Annotated in this window: 15 protein-coding genes; 8 read left to right on the top strand and 7 right to left on the bottom strand. The window is 72.3% G+C overall.

Features of this window, described 5'->3' with window-relative positions; all coding sequences use genetic code 11:
* Nucleotides 1-46 precede the first annotated feature (46 nt).
* From ACQPYK_RS33310 to ACQPYK_RS33295, 4 genes are all read right to left on the bottom strand, one after another.
* A complete protein-coding gene (locus ACQPYK_RS33310) occupies nucleotides 47-1,753 on the bottom strand; it encodes a hypothetical protein (RefSeq protein ID WP_433239786.1) in 1,707 nt (568 codons plus the stop codon).
* Between the two features lie 64 nt (nucleotides 1,754-1,817).
* Nucleotides 1,818-2,768 carry a carbohydrate kinase family protein gene (locus ACQPYK_RS33305; protein WP_433239783.1) on the bottom strand — a complete coding sequence of 317 codons (951 nt, stop codon included), beginning with the start codon at nucleotides 2,766-2,768 and terminating at the stop codon, nucleotides 1,818-1,820.
* Between the two features lie 7 nt (nucleotides 2,769-2,775).
* Complete coding sequence (locus ACQPYK_RS33300; RefSeq protein ID WP_433239780.1) at nucleotides 2,776-3,714, bottom strand: pseudouridine-5'-phosphate glycosidase; 939 nt, start codon at nucleotides 3,712-3,714, stop codon at nucleotides 2,776-2,778.
* Between the two features lie 117 nt (nucleotides 3,715-3,831).
* Nucleotides 3,832-5,001 (bottom strand): YeiH family protein, encoded by a 1,170-nt coding sequence (locus ACQPYK_RS33295; protein WP_433239777.1) that lies wholly within the window; start codon nucleotides 4,999-5,001, stop codon nucleotides 3,832-3,834.
* Between the two features lie 70 nt (nucleotides 5,002-5,071).
* Here ACQPYK_RS33295 and ACQPYK_RS33290 point away from each other — a divergent pair, with 70 nt between their 5' ends.
* Both ACQPYK_RS33290 and ACQPYK_RS33285 read left to right on the top strand, forming a co-directional pair.
* Nucleotides 5,072-5,968 carry a LysR family transcriptional regulator gene (locus ACQPYK_RS33290; protein ID WP_433239774.1) on the top strand — a complete coding sequence of 299 codons (897 nt, stop codon included), beginning with the start codon at nucleotides 5,072-5,074 and terminating at the stop codon, nucleotides 5,966-5,968.
* A 185-nt stretch (nucleotides 5,969-6,153) separates the two neighbouring features.
* A complete protein-coding gene (locus ACQPYK_RS33285; RefSeq protein WP_433239771.1) occupies nucleotides 6,154-7,668 on the top strand; it encodes a phytoene desaturase family protein in 1,515 nt (504 codons plus the stop codon).
* Nucleotides 7,669-7,846: 178 nt separating this feature from the next.
* Here the strand turns inward: ACQPYK_RS33285 and ACQPYK_RS33280 are convergent, their stop codons facing one another.
* The gene (locus tag ACQPYK_RS33280; RefSeq protein WP_433239768.1) at nucleotides 7,847-8,335 is read right to left on the bottom strand and encodes a hypothetical protein; all 489 of its coding nucleotides are present in this window, start codon (nucleotides 8,333-8,335) and stop codon (nucleotides 7,847-7,849) included.
* On the opposite strand from ACQPYK_RS33280, the gene ACQPYK_RS33275 reads away from it, so the two are divergent.
* From ACQPYK_RS33275 to ACQPYK_RS33250, 6 genes are all read left to right on the top strand, one after another.
* Nucleotides 8,334-9,272, top strand: coding sequence for a cytochrome P450 (locus ACQPYK_RS33275; protein WP_433239765.1), 939 nt, complete (start codon nucleotides 8,334-8,336; stop codon nucleotides 9,270-9,272). The genes ACQPYK_RS33280 and ACQPYK_RS33275 overlap by 2 nt on opposite strands.
* A 99-nt stretch (nucleotides 9,273-9,371) precedes the next feature.
* Entirely contained in the window at nucleotides 9,372-10,079 is a 708-nt protein-coding gene (locus ACQPYK_RS33270) for a response regulator transcription factor (protein ID WP_433239762.1), read from the top strand.
* Nucleotides 10,076-11,467 (top strand): sensor histidine kinase, encoded by a 1,392-nt coding sequence (locus tag ACQPYK_RS33265; protein WP_433239759.1) that lies wholly within the window; start codon nucleotides 10,076-10,078, stop codon nucleotides 11,465-11,467. Before ACQPYK_RS33270 ends, ACQPYK_RS33265 begins: the two co-directional genes overlap by 4 nt.
* Before the next feature lie 156 nt (nucleotides 11,468-11,623).
* Nucleotides 11,624-12,832 carry a glycosyltransferase gene (locus ACQPYK_RS33260; RefSeq protein WP_433239756.1) on the top strand — a complete coding sequence of 403 codons (1,209 nt, stop codon included), beginning with the start codon at nucleotides 11,624-11,626 and terminating at the stop codon, nucleotides 12,830-12,832.
* Nucleotides 12,829-14,904: a glycosyltransferase family 39 protein gene (locus tag ACQPYK_RS33255; protein WP_433239753.1), complete on the top strand. Its 2,076-nt coding sequence runs from the start codon at nucleotides 12,829-12,831 to the stop codon at nucleotides 14,902-14,904. Before ACQPYK_RS33260 ends, ACQPYK_RS33255 begins: the two co-directional genes overlap by 4 nt.
* A 38-nt stretch (nucleotides 14,905-14,942) precedes the next feature.
* Nucleotides 14,943-15,575 carry a TetR/AcrR family transcriptional regulator gene (locus ACQPYK_RS33250; RefSeq protein WP_433239750.1) on the top strand — a complete coding sequence of 211 codons (633 nt, stop codon included), beginning with the start codon at nucleotides 14,943-14,945 and terminating at the stop codon, nucleotides 15,573-15,575.
* A gap of 43 nt (nucleotides 15,576-15,618) precedes the next feature.
* Here ACQPYK_RS33250 and ACQPYK_RS33245 read toward each other — a convergent pair whose 3' ends face one another.
* Both ACQPYK_RS33245 and ACQPYK_RS33240 read right to left on the bottom strand, forming a co-directional pair.
* Nucleotides 15,619-15,879: a hypothetical protein gene (locus ACQPYK_RS33245; protein ID WP_433239747.1), complete on the bottom strand. Its 261-nt coding sequence runs from the start codon at nucleotides 15,877-15,879 to the stop codon at nucleotides 15,619-15,621.
* A 67-nt stretch (nucleotides 15,880-15,946) separates the two neighbouring features.
* Nucleotides 15,947-16,798: a helix-turn-helix domain-containing protein gene (locus tag ACQPYK_RS33240; protein ID WP_433239745.1), complete on the bottom strand. Its 852-nt coding sequence runs from the start codon at nucleotides 16,796-16,798 to the stop codon at nucleotides 15,947-15,949.
* Nucleotides 16,799-16,900 lie beyond the last annotated feature (102 nt).

Genomic DNA, 16,900 nt, shown 5'->3' with positions numbered 1-16,900 from the left:
GTCGATCGGGGCGCGCGCGCATTCGCGGTCTCCTGTTTCCGGCAGGTCAGCTGGGCAGCTGGGCGTCCAGGCGATAGCCGTCCACGGTGACGTACACCTGGTCGCCCGGACGCGCGTTCAGGCGCATCAGCACCGGCTGGAGGGAGTCGAAGACCGGGTGGTCCCGCCAGACCAGCACCACCGCGTTGTCGCCGGGGCCGGTCACCGACAGCAGCGTGCCGGGACGCATGCCGAGCTGGGTGGCATACCCCTCCGGAACGGCGACCGGGCCGCCTCGCAGGTGCTCGCTGGTCACTTCGATCCGCTGCCAGCGGCTCGGATCGGTGGCCGGGGTGGTCGGTGGGGGGAGCGGGGCACGCTGGCTGGTGATCAGGTGGGGGCGGGTGTTGCCGCCGGACAGCGCCGACAGCGCGGCCAGGGCGGCGCGCGGGTCGATGGAGTTGGCGTTCACCTGCGGGATCGGCTGGCCGCCGCGGTGGTGGTGACCGTTGGCCCCGGGCGTGCGGCGGGGAAGCTGCTTGCCGCCTTCGGAGCCGGGGTCGCCGGCCGAGACCTCGTCGCGCGTGGCGGTGGTGGCGAGCGCGTCCAGCCAGGCCTGCGCGGAGTGGGTGCGGATGCCGAGCTGGTGCTCCATGAGCGCGACCACGTCGGCGTCGGCGGGCTTGCCCGCCAGCAGCTGTTGGGTGCGCTCGCGCAGGCCTCCCAGATCGCCGACGACGAGCCAGCCGTCCTGGAGCCGCCGGTCGGGCATGAGCGTGACCAGCACTCGCCAGAGCGGAGTACGAAGCGCGGGGACCTCGACGGGGTGGGCGGGGTCGGCGCCGATCAGCTGCTCCTGCGTCGCGGCGGCGCCCAGCCATTCGGTGAGCCCGAACATGTGGCCGGTGAGCGGCGCGGACTCCGAGGAACGCAACCACAGCAGGATGCGTTCCTCGGCGGCGCGCTGGGCCATGGAGAGCGCGTCACGGCCGGCGTTCAGCTTGTGCGCCAGCGCGCGCAGGCTGATCGGGTCGACGGCGAACAGCCGTTCCACGGCGACCGCCCGCTCCAGCGGACCCCAGTCGCGGAACATGTTGTCCACCAGGCGGACCAGCGGATAGTCGGTGAGATTGGGCTGGGGCTGGGGCTGGGGGACGGCGGGCTCGGCCACCGGCGCCTGCTGCGGTGCGGGCGGCGTCTGCTGTGGCACCGGTGGTGGCGCCTGCTGTGGCACCGGTGGTGGCGCCTGCTGCGGAACCGGCGGTGGCGTCTGCTGCTCCGGTCGCCGTACCTGCTGCTCCGGCTGCGCGGGAGCCTCCGCGGCGACCGGGACGGGCTGCTCGCCGGCCACCGGGATCCGGCTGAGTACCTCGCGGAACATGGCGGTCACCACGACCTCGGGAGAGGCGGGAGCCGAAGGGCCGCTCAGGTCGCCGGTGGTCAGGCGACGCAGCCGGGACCAGCCGCCCAGCCCGGCGATGGCCGAACGGGCGGGCTCGGACCAGCCGGGCAGGGTGGGATCGACCGTGTGCACGTGCAGCGCGGGCAGCACGTCGCTCAGCGGCAGATGATCCCAGCGGGACACCGAGAGCCGGGCCAGCCGGTCGCAGACCCAGTCGAGCCCGGCGGCGCCGAGGGCCTTGGGCAGGGTGACCGAGGACCACCAGCCCGCAGGCAGGCGGGGGTCGGCCAGGGCTTCGGCGATCTGCTGTGGCCGGCTCCAGCGCAGGGCCGGAACCAGATCACTCAGGCAGATCGATGACTCGGCATCCATCGGCGGACCGCAACCTCCCCAAAGTGACGCATGTGGCTAATGGTGCAGCCTACGCCGCAAGCTATCAATTGGTGTTAAGAGGGTAAAGCTGGTTCGTACCCATTTCGGACGCGAGGATGCGGGGCCGGCCGCCTACGGCTGTGACGGCCTCGGCTCCGGCCCGGCGGCCCGCGTCCAGCGCGGCCTCGTCGTCGGCCCCCCTCAGCAGGGCGGTCAACAGGCCGGCGGCGAACGCGTCCCCCGCTCCGGTCGAGTCAACCACTTCCGTGGTGATTCCGGGAACCCGAGCGGTCAACTTTCCGTCCTTCGCCATCAGGGCGCCCCGGGAGCCGAGCTTCACGACCGCCGCGCCGTACCGGAGGCTCAGCCGTTCGGCGGCCCGCTCCGCGGAGCTCTCGCCGGTGAGCACCAGCGCCTCGTCCAGGTTGGGGATGATCAGCTGGGCGGCTAGAGTCTCCTGGATGAACCGCTCCGGGCCGAAGGACCGTAGTGGACCGGTCGAGGCCGGGTCGACGCTGATCGTGACGCCCCGCAGGGCCGCTTCGGCCATGGCCAGCCGAGCCAGCTGCAGGCCCGGTTCGGCGAACAGGGTGTATCCCGACAGGTGCAGGTGGCGCACCCCGTCGAGCACGCTCTCGTCCCAGTCGTCGATGCCGATGTGCCCGCCCGCGCCCCGGTTGGTGAGCATGGAACGCTCCCCGGTCGCGTCGACCATGGCGATCACCACCGCGGTCGGGCGGTCGGGGTCCATCCGCAGGTGCGGCCGGACCCCGACGCGTCGCAGTTCGGCGGCGTGCCACTCGCCGGTGTCGAAGCCGACCCGGGTCAGGATCCGGACGTCGGCGCCCAGATGGGCGGCCCAGGAGGCCGTGTTGGCCCCCGAGCCGCCCGGGCGCAGCACGATGTCGGCGGCGGTGTCGGTGCCGAGGGCCAGCCCGGCCAGGGCCGGTCCCCCGTGAAGTGCGACGACATCGGTGACCACGTCACCGATGACCAGCAGGCCCGTTCCGGTCACGACGTCCTCAGTTTCCCCGGCTCCACGACGCCGCGATCTGCCCGGCGACGCGGACGTTGCCTCGTACGGCGGCCAGGTTCGCCTCGAGCGAGGCGCCGTCGGTGCCCCTCACCAGATACTCCAGGAGGAACGGGGTGATGGCCTGACCGGTGATCTTCTGCTGGTCGGCCGCGGCCAGGGCCTCGGCGAGGACCCGGTCGTGCAGGGCGGGGTCGAGCTGGTCGGCCGTCGGCACCGGGTTGGCCACGATCAGCGCGGTCTCCGGGCCGCCCAGCGCGTCCTGGGCCCGCATGATCCCCGCGGCCTCGGCCGGGGTCTCGATCCGCCAGTCGACCGGCTCGCCCGAGGTGTGCAGGTAGAAGCCGGGGAACTCGTCGGTGCGGAAGCCGGCGACGCTGACGCCGCGGGTCTCCAGCCGCTGCAGCGTGGCGGGGACGTCCAGGATCGACTTCACGCCCGCGCAGACGACGGTGATGCGGGTACGGCTCAGCATGTCGAGGTCGGCCGACTCGTCCTGGCTTTCGGTCCATCCGCGGTGCACACCGCCGAGACCACCGGTCGCGAAGATCCGGATGCCCGCTCGGGCGGCCAGGAACGAGGTCGCCGAGACCGTGGTCGCCCCGCTGGCCTTCAGCGCGGCGGCCGCGGGCAGGTCACGAAAGCCCAGCTTGCGCAGGCCCGGCTCGGTGGCGATTCGCTTGAGCTCGTCCGGGGTCAGACCGACGTGCGCAACGCCGTCCAGCACCGCGATCGTCGCGGGCACGGCCCCCGCCTCGCGGACGATCTCCTCCAGTTCGACCGCGACCTCCAGGTTGCGGGGCTGGGGCAGGCCGTGCGAGATGATCGTGGATTCGAGTGCCACGATCGGGGCGCCCTGCGCCAATGCTTCGGCCACCTCGTCGGAGGGGCGGAGCACGCTGTCGATGGGCTGCTGGGTGGTACGCATGAGCGGGTTCTGTCTCCTCGTCCGGGCCGTCGGTCGCCCTTATGGAACGATGTAAATGGGATCGCCTGTTCCAAAGGTGCACGTTACGGGGGTTGTCAGGAGACGTCCACTTGAAGATCAGCCGACGATGACCACCCCGAGCAGTGAGATCACGCCGATGACCGCCGTGGCCATCCCACCCAGCAGCAGTGATCGGCCGCCGCGTGCCAGCTCCCTGATGTTGACGCCCGTCCCCAGCCCGAAGAGTGCCGCGGCGAGTAACAATCCCGTCACCTGCGGCAGCACCTGGGTGACCCCCGCGGGCACGACGCCCGCGCTCCGCACGATCACCATCGTGATGAATCCCGCCACGAACAGGGGCATCACCGGTGGACGCCGTCCCGCTTCCACCGCCGGGGAGCCCGGCGCGGACGGCACGGACGGGCGAGCGACCTCCGCGCGGCGGAGGGCGGCGGAGGTCAGTGCCACGATCGGGGCCAGCAGGATGACCCGGGCCAGCTTGACCACCACCGCGCTCGCCAGCACTCCGGCGCCGGCCGCCGCGCCGATGGCCGCCACCTGGGCGACCTCATGGACCGAGGCGCCGGTCCACATGCCGAACTGGTGCTCGGTCAGGCCGAGCAGCCGCGCGAGCGGGGGCAGCGCGACGATAGAGGCGCTGCCGTACAGGACCACCACGCTGACCGCGCTCGCCACGTCGTCGTCGTCGCTGCCGGCCACCTCGTGCATGGCGGCCACGGCCGCGGCCCCGCACACCGACACCCCGGTCGCGATGAGCAGCGACCTGCGGGGGTTGACCCCGAGGCGTCCTCCGAGCCACCGCGTGACCAGGAACGTGCCCCCGGTGGCGACGGCGATCACCGTGAGCGCCCGCCAGCCCAGGGCGAGCACCTCCGGCAGAGCGATCTGCAGTCCGAGCAGCACGATCGCCAGCCGGAGCAGCCGGCGACTCACGAACCGCAGGCCCGGGCGCAGTGATCGGTGCAGCCCCCCGAGGTTGGTGAGTGCCACGCCGCAGACCACCGCGACGACGGCGGGGCTCACTCCCGGCATGATCCGGCTCAGTGACGTCGACAGGATCACCACGGCCACCGCCGCGCCCAGGCCGGGTGCGAGGGCGCCGATCGCCGCCGCCGCGCGCTCCGGCGTCCCCGGCGGCGGACCGGGCGGCGGATCGGGAGGCGTGGCGTCGCCGGAGGATGGGCCCGCGCCCGGCTCACGGGCCCCGGCTGAGACATGCCTTTTCGCGATATGTCCGGTAAAAGCGGAGCGCGGGGTTATGGCCATAAGCTGAGTGTTCGCCAGGACGGGCGCGGCCAGTAGCCGTCATCTCCCTGTGAGGTCATAGCCTAGGGCTATGAGCGAGTTGCCCGATCTCGGGTCCCTGCGGTTGCTCGTCGACGTCGATCGGCTGGGAAGCCTCGGCCAGGCGGCCCGGGCGGCGGGAATCGCCCAGCCGTCGGCGAGCAAGCGGATCGCACTGCTGGAACGCCGCCTCGGGCTGCCCCTGCTGGAGCGCACCCCGCGCGGCTCCACGCTCACCCCGCAGGGCGTGATGGTCTCGGCCTGGGCGACACAGGTGCTGGCGGCGGCCGAGGAGCTGATGCGCGGCGCGGAGGCGGTACGGCACGGCCGGGCGGCCCACCTGCACATCGCGGCCAGCATGACCGTGGCCGAATACCTGCTGCCGCGCTGGCTGGGGGAGTTGCAGAACCGCGAGCCCCAGATCCAGGTCGGGCTGGACGTGCAGAACTCCGCCGAGGTGGCGAGGCTGGTCAGCGGTGGAATCGAGCTCGGTTTCGTGGAGGGGCCCTCGGTCCCGCCGGGGCTGACCTCCCGGGTGGTGGCCACCGACCGGCTCGTCGTGGTGGTCGCTCCGAACCATCCCTGGGCGCGTCGCCGCACCGCGCTGCTGGCCGCCGAGCTCGCCGCCACCCCGCTGGTCGTCCGAGAGCGGGGCTCCGGCACCCGCGAGACCCTGGACCGCGCGCTGACCGGTCACGCCGCCGCCGCGCCCCGGCTGGAGCTCGGTTCCAACACCGCCGTCAAGGGAGCCGCGCGCGAAGGCGCCGCCCCCGCCGTGCTCAGCGGTTACGCCGTGGAGGCCGAACTGGCCACCGGCCGCCTGGCCGAGGTGCCCACCCGGGGCATCGACCTCGAACGCCGCCTGCGGGCGGTCTGGCGGCGGGGCCGTACTCCCACCGGTCCCGCCGCCACCCTCCTGAAGATCACCCTGTCCGGGGCGCGGGAGTGAACGGGAGACACCGGCGTGCGGGGCCGCACCATAGACCGATTTATCGGCTTCGCTATATGGTGCGTGACATGGTGTTGATTGACGCGTCAAGTGTGCTCTGTCCGGAGCCGCACTGGCAGACCGGTCTATGACCTGCGGGGTCCCCCTCACTCTGTCACGTCCTCACCTCGTCCCCGGGATGTCCCGTGTTTCGTTCTCGCTATGACGTCGTGATCGCCGGAGGCGGTCACAACGGCCTGGTCGCCGCCGCCTATCTCGCCCGCGCCGGCCGCAGGGTGCTCGTCCTGGAACGCCTCGACCACGTGGGCGGCCTCGCCGTGTCGGCGCAGGCCTTCCCCGGGGTCGAGGCCCGGCTGTCGCGTTACTCGTACCTGGTCAGCCTGCTGCCCGCCAAGGTCGTGGCCGATCTCGGGCTCAAGGTCGAGCTGCGCCGGCGCCGATACGCCTCCTACACGCCCGCCGGGGACACCGGCCTGCTGGTGGACAACGAGGACGCCGGCCGCACCGCCGCCTCCTTCGCCCGGGTCACCGGCGGAACGGCCGATCTGGAGGCCTGGCGTCGCTTCTACGCGATGACCGCCGAGGTGGCCGAGCGGATCGCGCCGACCCTGCTGGAGCCGCTCATGGACCGGGCGGCGATGCGGGACCTCGTCGGCGGACACGCATGGCGGGAGCTGTTCGAGCGCCCGATCGGCGAGGTCGTGGACGAGTGGTTCGCCAACGACACCGTGCGCGGCGTGGTGCTCACCGACGCTCTGATCGGCACCTTCGCCGACCCCTCCGACCGGAGTCTGCTGGCCAACCGCTGCCTGCTCTACCACGTGATCGGGGACGGGACCGGCGACTGGAACGTCCCCGTCGGCGGCATGGGCGCCGTCTCCGGCGGTCTCGCCGACGCCGCGCGCGCGGCCGGAGCCGAGATCCTGACCGGGGCCGAGGTCGTCGTCGTCGATCCCTCGGGCGAGGTCACCTTCCGCGACGAGGGCGGAGAGCACACGGTCCGGGGAGAGCGGATCCTGGCCAACGTGCCGCCCGCCGTGCTCACCCGCCTGCTGGGGGCGGGCGATCTCACGCCCGAGGGCGCCCAGCTCAAGGTGAACATGGTGCTGTCCAGGCTGCCCCGGCTCAGGGACGCCGAGGTGGACCCGGTGGCGGCCTTCAGCGGCACCTTCCACATCAACGAGGGCCGTGACCAGCTCGCCGAGGCCTACGCGCAGGCCTCGGCCGGCCGTATCCCGCACCTGCCCCCGGCCGAGGTCTACTGCCACTCGCTCACCGACCCGTCCATCCTCGGCGCCGACCTGCGCGCCGCCGGGGTCCAGACGATGACGCTGTTCGGCCTGCACATGCCCGCCCGGCTGTTCCGCGAGGACCCGGCCGGGGCGCGTGAGGCCGCGTTGCGGGCCACGCTGGCCTCGGTCGACCGGGTGCTCGCCGAACCGATCGAGGACTGCCTGCTGCGCGCCCCCGACGGAAGCCTCTGCCTGGAGGTCAAGACCCCGATCGACCTGGAGAAGGAGGCGGGCCTGCCCGGCGGCCACATCTTCCACCGCGACCTGTCCTGGCCGTACGGCGAGCCGGGCAAGTGGGGTGTGGAGACCGCCTTCGAGCGCATCCTGCTCTGCGGCGCGGGCGCCCGGCGCGGCGGTGGCGTCAGCGGCATCCCCGGTCACAACGCCGCGATGGCCCTGCTGACCTGAGCCGCGCCGACCCGAGTTCGGCCGCGACGGCCCTACCGGCCTGAGCCGCGCCGCGACGGCCCTGCCGGCCTGAGCCGCGCCGCGATGGCCCCGCGCCACGGCCCGGCCTGGCCGGACGGTCCTACCGGTCAGAGGCCCCGCGCCGCGGCCCGGCCCGGCCTGGCCTGGCCTGATGGTCCTACCGGTCCGAGATCAGCCGGGTCGCCACGGTCATCGCCGTCGTGGCCCGTTCCTCGTCGGTCAGGTCCAGCCCGACCAGGAACGGGCCGCTGCCCAGGATGAGCGCGATCACCGCGAGCCGGGCCTCGAACTGCTGCACGGCCCCGTCCTCGGGCGAGCTCAGCACCGACACCATCGTCAGCATGCGTTCCTGCATCTGCGCCCCGGCCGGCAGATCGGACATGGCGGCCTGATTGACCTGGGCGAAACGGATGAGCGGCCGCCACTGGTCGTTCAGCAGCGCCGCGATCCTGTCCAGGACCTCCGCACGGGCCCGGCGAGTGCGGGGCTGGGCGGCGGCCCACTCGACGAGCTCGTCGATCGAGGCGTTCAGGTCCTCGATGACGCTGGAGAGGATCCATCCGATGGCCGCGCTGTCGCCCGCGCCCGTCTCCGAGGAGGAACGGCAGGCGCGGGCGAGGTTCCAGCAGGGCCAGTTCATCGACATGGACCCGCCCCTGCACGACGTCTACCGGCGGATGCTCATCCCCGAGTTCAGCGTCCGGCGGATCAGGGAGATGCGTCCGGCCATCCAGGAGATCGTCGACCGGCTCCTCGACGACATGCTCGAACAGGGCACCTCCGCCGATCTCGTCGAGACGTTCGGGCTGGCCGTGCCGTCGCTGGTGATCTGCCGTCTGCTCGGCGTGCCGTACGCCGACCGCGACTTCTTCCAGTCCAGGACCCGCAGGATGGTCGGCGCCGCCCCGGAAGCCCCGCAGGACTCCATGAACGCGGCCATGGAGATCTGGCACTACCTCGACGGCCTGATCACCGAGGCCGAACGCGAGCCCGGTGACAACCTCGTCGGGCGGCTGGTGACCGCGCGGCGGGAAAGCGGCGAACTCTCCCACGACGCCCTGGTCGGCATGACGTTCCTGCTGCTGGTGGCCGGGCACGAGACCACCGCGAACATGATCCCGCTGGGCGTCCTGTCGCTGCTGCGCGACCCCGGGCAGCTGGCCGGGCTGCGCGCCGACCCCGGCGGCTGGCCTCTCGCGGTGGAGGAGCTGCTGCGCTTCCACTCGATCGTGGACTGGATCGCCTTCGACCGGGTCGCGACCGAGGACATGAAGATCGGCGGCCAGGCCGTACGGGCGGGGGAGGGCCTCTTCGTGCTCGGCGCCTCGGCCAACCGCGACCCGCGGGCCTTCGAGCGTCCCGACGAGCTCGACCTGCGGCGCGGCGCCCGCAACCACGTGGCGTTCGGGTACGGCGTGCACCAGTGCCTCGGGCAGAACCTGGCCCGTGCCGAGCTGGAGATCGCCTACCGGACCCTCTTCGAGCGGATCCCCGGCATGCGCGTCGTGGGGGAGGTCGAGGAGCTCCCGTTCAAGTACGGCGGCCCGATCTTCGGCCTGCACGCGCTCCCGGTGGCCTGGTAGGGCGTGCGGTGCGCCGCGCCCGCCCCGGGCCCTCACCTCGGACGAACTCCGCCGAGGACGTTCATGGGGTTCTCATCATGAGCCTCTAGCGTTGGGGGCATGGGTGACGGTGAGGCGGCGCGGGTGCTGGTCGTTGACGACGAACCCGCGCTCAGGGAGGCGCTGCAGAGCAGCCTGGAGTTCGAGGGCTACCGGGTCGGCCTGGCCTGCGACGGCCAGGCCGCACTGGAGGTCCTGGAGCGCAAGCCGTACGACCTGGTCCTGCTCGACGTGATGATGCCCCGGCTCGACGGCCTGACGGCCTGCCGCAGGCTCCGGACGGCCGGCAACCACGTGCCGGTGCTCATGCTCACCGCCCGCGACGCCGTGGGCGACCGGGTGTCCGGGCTGGACGCGGGGGCCGACGACTACCTGGTCAAGCCGTTCGAGCTGGACGAGCTGCTGGCCCGGGTCAGGGCGCTGCTACGGCGTGGCGCCCTGAACAGGCCCGCCGCCGGCGACGACGGCGTGCTCGTCCACGGGGATCTGCGGATGGACACCGCCAGTCGCGAGGTCACCCGCGCCGGTGAGCCGCTGGAGCTGACCAGGACCGAATACCTGCTGCTGGAGCTGTTCATGGCCCACCCCCGCCAGGTGCTCACGCGTGAACAGATCCTCAGCGAGGTGTGGGGCTTCGACTTCGAGCCGTCCTCCAACTCCCTCGACGTCTACGTCATGTATCTGCGCCGCAAGACCGAGACCGCCGGGCGCCCTCGGCTGATCCACACCGTCCGGGGCGTCGGCTACGTGCTGCGGACCTCCCCTTGAGGCGCCGCCGCTCCCTGCGCTCCCGGCTCACCGCCCTGATCACGGTGGCCGTGACCCTGGCCATCGCCGCCTGCGCCGGAACGTGCTGGCTCATCGTCCGTGACCAGCTCTACGCCCAGGTGGAGCGGACCCTCCAGGGACCCCCGAGGGGAGGACCGCCCGGACAGGGCCCGAAGGACCGGGACGCGTCCAGGATTCTCGAGATGTGCGCCTCCGGGCGGACCTCCCCCGCCGGGGGCGACGGGCTGCGGTCTTTCGTGCCCCTGGTGCAGCTGGTCTACCCCGACGGCCGGCGGTGCGTGCTGGGCCAGACGGCGGTCGCGGTGACCGAGGCCGACAGGGCGGTGGCCGCCGGCGGACCGGGGCGGGCCGGACTGCGCGACGGCGTCACCGACACCGGCGACCCGGTGCTGGTGCGCACCGAGAACATCGCGCCCGGCGTCGCGATGATGGAGGCGCGGTCGCTGACCCAGATCGAGTCGACGCTGACCTGGCTGGCCGCGATCCTGGCGGTGGTCGCCGCGCTCGGCGTGCTGGGCGCGGCCCTGGCGGGCCTGCTCATCTCCCGTACGGCGCTGCGCCCGGTCGGCCGTCTGACCGAGGCCGTCGAGCACGTCGCCAGGACCGAGGACCTCGACACCAGGATCCCGGTCGAGGGCACCGACGAGATCGCCAGGCTCGGCGCCTCGTTCAACGCGATGACCACCGCGCTGGCCGGATCCCGCGAGCGCCAGCGGCGGCTGATCGCCGACGCCGGGCACGAACTGCGCACCCCGCTCACCAGCCTGCGCACCAACATCGACCTGCTGCTGCGCAGCGAGAACGCCGGCCGCCCGCTCGACCCGGAGCCCAAACGCAGGCTGCTGGGCAACCTCAAGGCCCAGTTCGAGGAGATGTCCACGCTCGTCGGGGACCTGCTCCAGCTCTCGCGCTCGGAGGACGAGCACGAGCCGCACGTCGAGTTCGCCTTTCACGACGTGGTCGAGTCGGCCGTGCGCAGAGCCCGGCTCCGCGCCCCCGAAACCCCCATGGAGGTCGGTCTCGACCCCTGGCACGTCCACGGCGACCAGGCCGCCCTGGAAAGGGCCGTGGTGAACCTGCTGGACAACGCGGTGAAGTTCTCCCAGGGGCCGGTGACCGTACGGCTGCGCGGGGGCGAGCTGACGGTCCGGGACCGCGGCCCGGGCATCCCGCGGGACGAGCTGCCGTACGTGTTCGACCGGTTCTGGCGGTCGTCCTCGGCCCGCAGCATGCCCGGCTCGGGGCTGGGGCTGGCCATCGTGGCGCAGGCCGTACGAGACGCCGGGGGACAGATCGCTCTGGAGAACGCCGCCGGCGGCGGGACCCTCGCCCGGATGCGCCTGCCCGGCTCTCCCGATCGACGCTGACCTCGCCGCCCGCAAATCCCCATATACAGCCATTTACAAGAGGTCTCGGCCATCCTGGGAGCCCTCCGGTTTTCTCACCGGGTGTTAATGATCGCCTCAGGTTCACTCAAGGTCGCCTGGCGAGCCTGGGGTCATGAGAGATCCGAGTCCTCACCCATGGGGGGAAGCGTGAAGCAGTTGACGGCACCGCCACGCACCCGACTGGTCGAGATCGTCGTTCCGGTGCACAACGAGCAGCCGGTGCTCGCCGAGAGCGTCCGCCGCCTGCACGCCTACCTCACGGGCACCTTCCCGTACGGCTTCCGCATCACGATCGCCGACAACGCCAGCACCGACGCGACCTGGCAGGTCGCCACCGGCCTCGGCCGCGAGCTGCCGCACGTGCGTGCCGTCCACCTCGACGCCAAGGGCCGGGGACGGGCGCTGCGCCGGGTCTGGTCCGAAAGCGACGCCGACGTGGTCAGCTACATGGACGTGGATCTGTCCACCGACCTGGACGCCTTCCTGCCGCTGGTGGCCCCGCTGCTGTCGGGCCATAGCGACCTGGCCATCGGCACCCGGCTGTCCAAGGGCGCGAACGTGGTGCGCGGCCCGAAACGGGAGCTCATCTCGCGGACCTACAACCTGCTGCTGCGCTCGACGATGGGCGCCGGATTCTCCGACGCCCAGTGCGGGTTCAAGGCCGCCCGCACCGAGATCGCCCAGGCGCTGCTGCCCGCGGTCGAGGACGAGGAGTGGTTCTTCGACACCGAGCTACTGCTCCTCGCCGAGCGGCACGGCCTGCGCATCCACGAGGTGCCGGTCGACTGGGTGGACGACCCCGACAGCCGGGTGGACATCGTCAGGACGGCCCTGGACGATCTGCGGGGGATGGCCAGAGTGGCGCGCAAGACCCTGGCGGGCGCGGCCCGGATCCCGGTGCCGCCGCGTGTCCAGAAGGCCAGGCTGCCCGCAGGCATGGCCCGCCAGCTGCCCAGCTTCGCCGTCATCGGCGTGATCAGCACCCTGGCGCATCTGGTCCTGTTCGTGGCCCTGCGGCTGGTGGTGCCCGCCGTGGCCGCCAACGCCCTGGCCCTGCTCGTCACCGCCGTCGCCAACACCGCCGCCAACCGCCGCTTCACCTTCGGCGTCACCGGCCGCGCCGGAGCCCTCCGCCACCAGCTCGAAGGCGGCCTGGCCTTCCTCATCGGCCTCCTGCTGAGCACCGGTGGCCTGGCGCTGCTCGACCACCTCGTCCCCGAAGCCTCCGCCACCGCCGAGTCGGCCGCGGTCATCGCCACCAACGCCCTGGCCACCCTGGTCCGCTTCCTGCTGCTGCGCGTGTGGGTCTTCCACCCCCGCCGCACGAAGGAGACCACCCGATGACCTCCCACCCGATGACCTCCCACACCATGACCTCCCACACCCCCGGCCCGTCCGTTTCCCCGGCCGCCGGCGCGCCCGGCGCCCCGTGCTGGGCACGGCCCGGCCTGTGGGGCGTACTCGCGCTGGCGGCCGTCCTCTACCTGTGGGCCCTCGGGCGCAACGGCTACGCCAACGGCTACTACTCCGCCGCGATCCTGTCCGGCACCCAGAGCTGGAAGGCGTTCTTCTTCGGCGCCCTGGACTCCGGGTCCTTCATCACCGTGGACAAGCCGCCGTTCGCGCTGTGGGTGATGGGGGTGTCCGCGCGGGTCTTCGGGTTCGGGACGTGGAGCATGCTCCTGCCCCAGGCCGTCGCGGGCGTCGCCGCCGTCGGCGTGGTCCACTCGGCCGTACGGCGGGCGCTGCCCGGCACGCCCGGCCACGCCGCGGGGCTGCTCGCCGCGCTGGTGATGACGCTGACCCCGATCACGGTCGCCATCAACCGGGACAACAACCCCGACACCGTCCTCGTCCTGCTCCTGGTGCTGGCCGCCTGGTTCTGCCAGGAGGCGATCCGCACCGGCCGCACGCGCACCCTCGTCCTGTCGGCCGCCCTCGTCGGGCTGGCCTTCAACACCAAGATGCTCCAGGCCTACCTGGTGCTTCCGGCTTTCGCCCCGGTCTACCTGGCCATGGCCCCCGGCACGATGCCACGCCGCCTCGGCCGGCTGCTCGTCGCGGGCGCCGCGCTGGCGCTCTCCAGCGCCTGGTGGATGGTGATCGTGGACCTGTGGCCCGCCTCCAGCCGCCCCTACATCGGAGGCAGCACCGACAACTCCGTCCGGGACCTGGTCATCGGCTACAACGGCCTCGGCCGGATCTTCGGCGGCGAACGCGGCGGCTTCGGCGGGGGAGGCGGCGGCTTCGGCGGTGAGTCGGGGGCCGGACGCCTGTTCAACGAGGTCATGGCCGGGCAGATCTCCTGGCTGCTGCCCTTCGCCGCGATCGCCCTGGTCTCGGGACTGCTGCCGGCCGCTCGCCGCTTCCCGCGCGGCACCCGCGTGGCCCTGCTGCTGTGGGGCGGCTGGCTGGCGGTCCACTACGTGGTGTTCAGCTTCTCCAGCGGCACCTTCCACCCCTACTACTCCACCGCCATGGCGCCGGCCGTCGCCGCCCTGACCGGGCTCGGCGGGGTGTTGATGTGGCAGGCCTACCGGGAGTCCCGGGCGTGGTCGTGGGCGCTGCCGGCGGCCATCGCGATCACCGGCGCCTGGGCCTTCACGGTGCTCTGCCGTACTCCGGACTTCGCGCCCTGGCTGGCCTGGACGGTGGCCGCGGTGACGGTGGTCGCGGCGGCAGGGCTGGTCGCGGCCCGGCTCGGCCGGCGTCCACGGCGGCGGATCGCCGTGATCGCCCTGCTCGCCGGACTGGCCGGGGGACTGGCCGGTCCCACCGCCTACGCCCTGACCCCGCTGGGCTCGTCGGTCAACGGGACCAACCCCACCGCGGGGCCTGAGGCAGGCGGCGGCTTCGGCGGCATGCGAGGTCCCGGCGGCATGCCGGGCAGGCTTCCCGAAGGCTTCCCCGCCGGCCGGGGCGCTCTGCCCGAAGGCTTCCCGGCGAGCCCTCCCGAAGGCCTCCCCGGTGGAACCCGGCCCAACGGACCCGATGGCATGCCGGGCGGGGTGCGCGGCGGCCCGGGCGAAGCCGTGGACCAGAAGATGATCGACTACCTGAGGAAGAACCAGGGGGGCGCGAGCTGGCTGGTGGCGGTGAGCAGCGCGCAGAGCGCTTCGTCGATCATCCTGTCCACCCGTCTGCCGGTCATCGCCATGGGCGGCTTCACCGGCGGCGACCCGGCGATGACCGTGGACCGGCTCAAGGAGCTCATCTCCTCGGGACGGCTCAGGTATCTGCTGCCGGGCGGTGGCCGGGGCGGTCCCAGCGGCGGCTTCGCCGGCGGCTCCGAGGTGAGCGCGTGGGTGCAGGCCAACTGCACCGTGGTCGCCCCCTCGGAGTACGGCGGCAGCGATGGCGACAGTGGTGGCGGCAGTGGTGGCGACAGCGGCCGGTCCCTCTACCGCTGCGGATGACCCGCGCCGGTACGGTCTCACCGCTGTAGTCTTGCGCCGTGCAAAGCGGAGGGGCGCGCGGCAGCCGCGCAGACCAGGCGGACCACCGGCGCGCGGAACTGCTCGAAGCCGCCCGGCGGGTCGTGCTCGAACGCGGGCTCGCCAGCACCCGCGTCGCCGACATCGCCAGGGCGACCAACGTGAGCGGGGGCCTGATCCACTACCACTTCGCCACCAAGGACGATCTCATCACCGAGATGCTCCGCAGCACCAGCGAGTCGGAGGTCCAGCGGCTGAGGGAGATCGCCTCGGAGCCGGGGACCGCCGTCGAGCGGCTGGATCGCGTCCTGCGCTTCTACATCCCGGCCTCTCGGTCCGACCAGAGCTGGATCCTCTGGCTCGACGCCTGGGCCGTCGGGGTGCGCGAGGCGCACGTCCGGACCATCCTGCTGGAGCTGGAGGGCGCCTGGATCGAGATCCTGGCCGAGGTGATCGCCGGTGGTGTGACCGGGGGAGAGTTCGTCTGCGACGACCCCCAGGGGGCAGCCGAGCGGATCGACGGCATGCTCGACGGCCTGGTCGTCCGCTACACTCTGCACGCCGGAAACATGTCCCGCGCCCGGCTCCTGCACCACGCCCGGGTCGCCGCCGCCCGGGAGGTCGGCCTCGACGCGGCGGTCTTCCCCGCCTGAGTCTCCGCGGAGGGCTCCGCCCCTCGGGCGGCGGACCCGGAGCTCAGGCCGGCAGTGCCGCGAGCAGGAAGGCCAGCCGCGCGGCGGCGTCCTCGATGTTGTCGGTGCTGCCCAGCCGGTAACCCCACGAGGTGATGAAACCGCCGTCCTGGGAACAGGTCACGGTCTCGACCAGTGTGCTGCTGAAGCGATTGCGGACGCACACGTAAGCAGGGTCTCCGAACGACATCCTCTGCACCGACAGGTCGGCGTGTCGCCGCGTCTCAGTGGCGAACCTCTCCAGACAAGACAGCGTGTCCAGCATCGTGCGTCACCTCCGTCTCGACAGAGAATTGCACGATCTTGGGAGGTTAATCAAGCAATTGCGGGGATTAATCCGCGGATTGTTTCGCGAAGTCCTCCAGCACCCGGACGATCACCGATCTGGCCTCGTCCCGGAAGGCCGCGACCTCACAGAACTCCTCGAATGCGCGCTCGTAGAAGGTGACGTCCTCCGGGTCGCGCAGAACCAGGTCGCGGGTCCTCGTCGGCACCGCGACCTGGTCGCTGTCATAGATCCAGAAGCCGTTGAGCAGGGCGGAGGGGAGCGGAGCCTCGAAGGGGACCACCCCGAACTCCACGTTCGGCAGCGCGGTCACGGCGAGCAGCCGGTCGAGCTGGCCGCGCATGACGTCCAGCGGGGCCAGGCGGTAACGCAGCACGGCCTCGGGCAGGATGAAGCGGAACCGCTTGCTCTGGTCGTAGAGGATCTCCTGGCGCTGCATGCGCACCCGGATGGCGGCGTCGATCTCGTCGGGCGCGTTGTAGAGGCGTTTGATCCGGGTGAAGATGCTGCGGGCGTACTCGGTGGTCTGCAGCAGGCCGATGACCACTCCCGGCTCGAACACCCGAAACAGCGAGGTCCGCATCTCCAGGTCGCGGATGTCCTCCTGGAGCGCGGCCAGCCCGCTGCGGTGCCGCTGCCGCCAGGAGTCCTGGCGCTCCAGCAGCCCCGAGGCCTGCTCGATCAGCTCCTCGACGACCTCGGGGGCGGCCTGGACGGCCCGCCCCCACTGGGTGATGTCGTCCTCCGTGGCGGTCTGGCGGGCGTTCTCGATCCGGGAGACCTTGGAAGCCTGCCACTTCAGCCGTTCGGCCAGCTCCTTGCCGGACAGGTGGGCCGCCTCGCGCAACTGCCTGAGCTGCACGCCCAGATCGGCCCTGACCTGCTGGAACCCGCTCACCCGATCTCCTTCACCAGCCGTGTGGGCGCCGGCTTCGCCGTTCTTGCCGGCTCGTCCGTTCCGCGCGCTCACGCGCCTTCCCGCACGGTGCGCATGAGGTTA

It is taken from the genome of Streptosporangium sp. CA-135522 (assembly GCF_050949235.1).
Classification (GTDB): Bacteria; Actinomycetota; Actinomycetes; order Streptosporangiales; family Streptosporangiaceae; genus Streptosporangium.
The sequence above is the reverse complement of the archived record's forward strand: the minus strand, read 5'-3'. Positions and strand labels throughout refer to the sequence as shown.

What these genes read in the sequence shown, in the direction of transcription:
- ACQPYK_RS33310 (WP_433239786.1), bottom strand. Translation starts at nt 1,753, where the DNA reads ATGGATGCCGAGTCATCGATCTGCCTGAGTGATCTGGTTCCGGCCCTG.
- ACQPYK_RS33300 (WP_433239780.1), bottom strand. Translation starts at nt 3,714, where the DNA reads ATGCGTACCACCCAGCAGCCCATCGACAGCGTGCTCCGCCCCTCCGAC.
- ACQPYK_RS33295 (WP_433239777.1), bottom strand. Translation starts at nt 5,001, where the DNA reads ATGGCCATAACCCCGCGCTCCGCTTTTACCGGACATATCGCGAAAAGG.
- ACQPYK_RS33290 (WP_433239774.1), top strand. Translation starts at nt 5,072, where the DNA reads ATGAGCGAGTTGCCCGATCTCGGGTCCCTGCGGTTGCTCGTCGACGTC.
- ACQPYK_RS33275 (WP_433239765.1), top strand. Translation starts at nt 8,334, where the DNA reads ATGGACCCGCCCCTGCACGACGTCTACCGGCGGATGCTCATCCCCGAG.
- ACQPYK_RS33280 (WP_433239768.1), bottom strand. Translation starts at nt 8,335, where the DNA reads ATGTCGATGAACTGGCCCTGCTGGAACCTCGCCCGCGCCTGCCGTTCC.
- ACQPYK_RS33270 (WP_433239762.1), top strand. Translation starts at nt 9,372, where the DNA reads ATGGGTGACGGTGAGGCGGCGCGGGTGCTGGTCGTTGACGACGAACCC.
- ACQPYK_RS33260 (WP_433239756.1), top strand. Translation starts at nt 11,624, where the DNA reads ATGGGGGGAAGCGTGAAGCAGTTGACGGCACCGCCACGCACCCGACTG.
- ACQPYK_RS33255 (WP_433239753.1), top strand. Translation starts at nt 12,829, where the DNA reads ATGACCTCCCACCCGATGACCTCCCACACCATGACCTCCCACACCCCC.
- ACQPYK_RS33245 (WP_433239747.1), bottom strand. Translation starts at nt 15,879, where the DNA reads ATGCTGGACACGCTGTCTTGTCTGGAGAGGTTCGCCACTGAGACGCGG.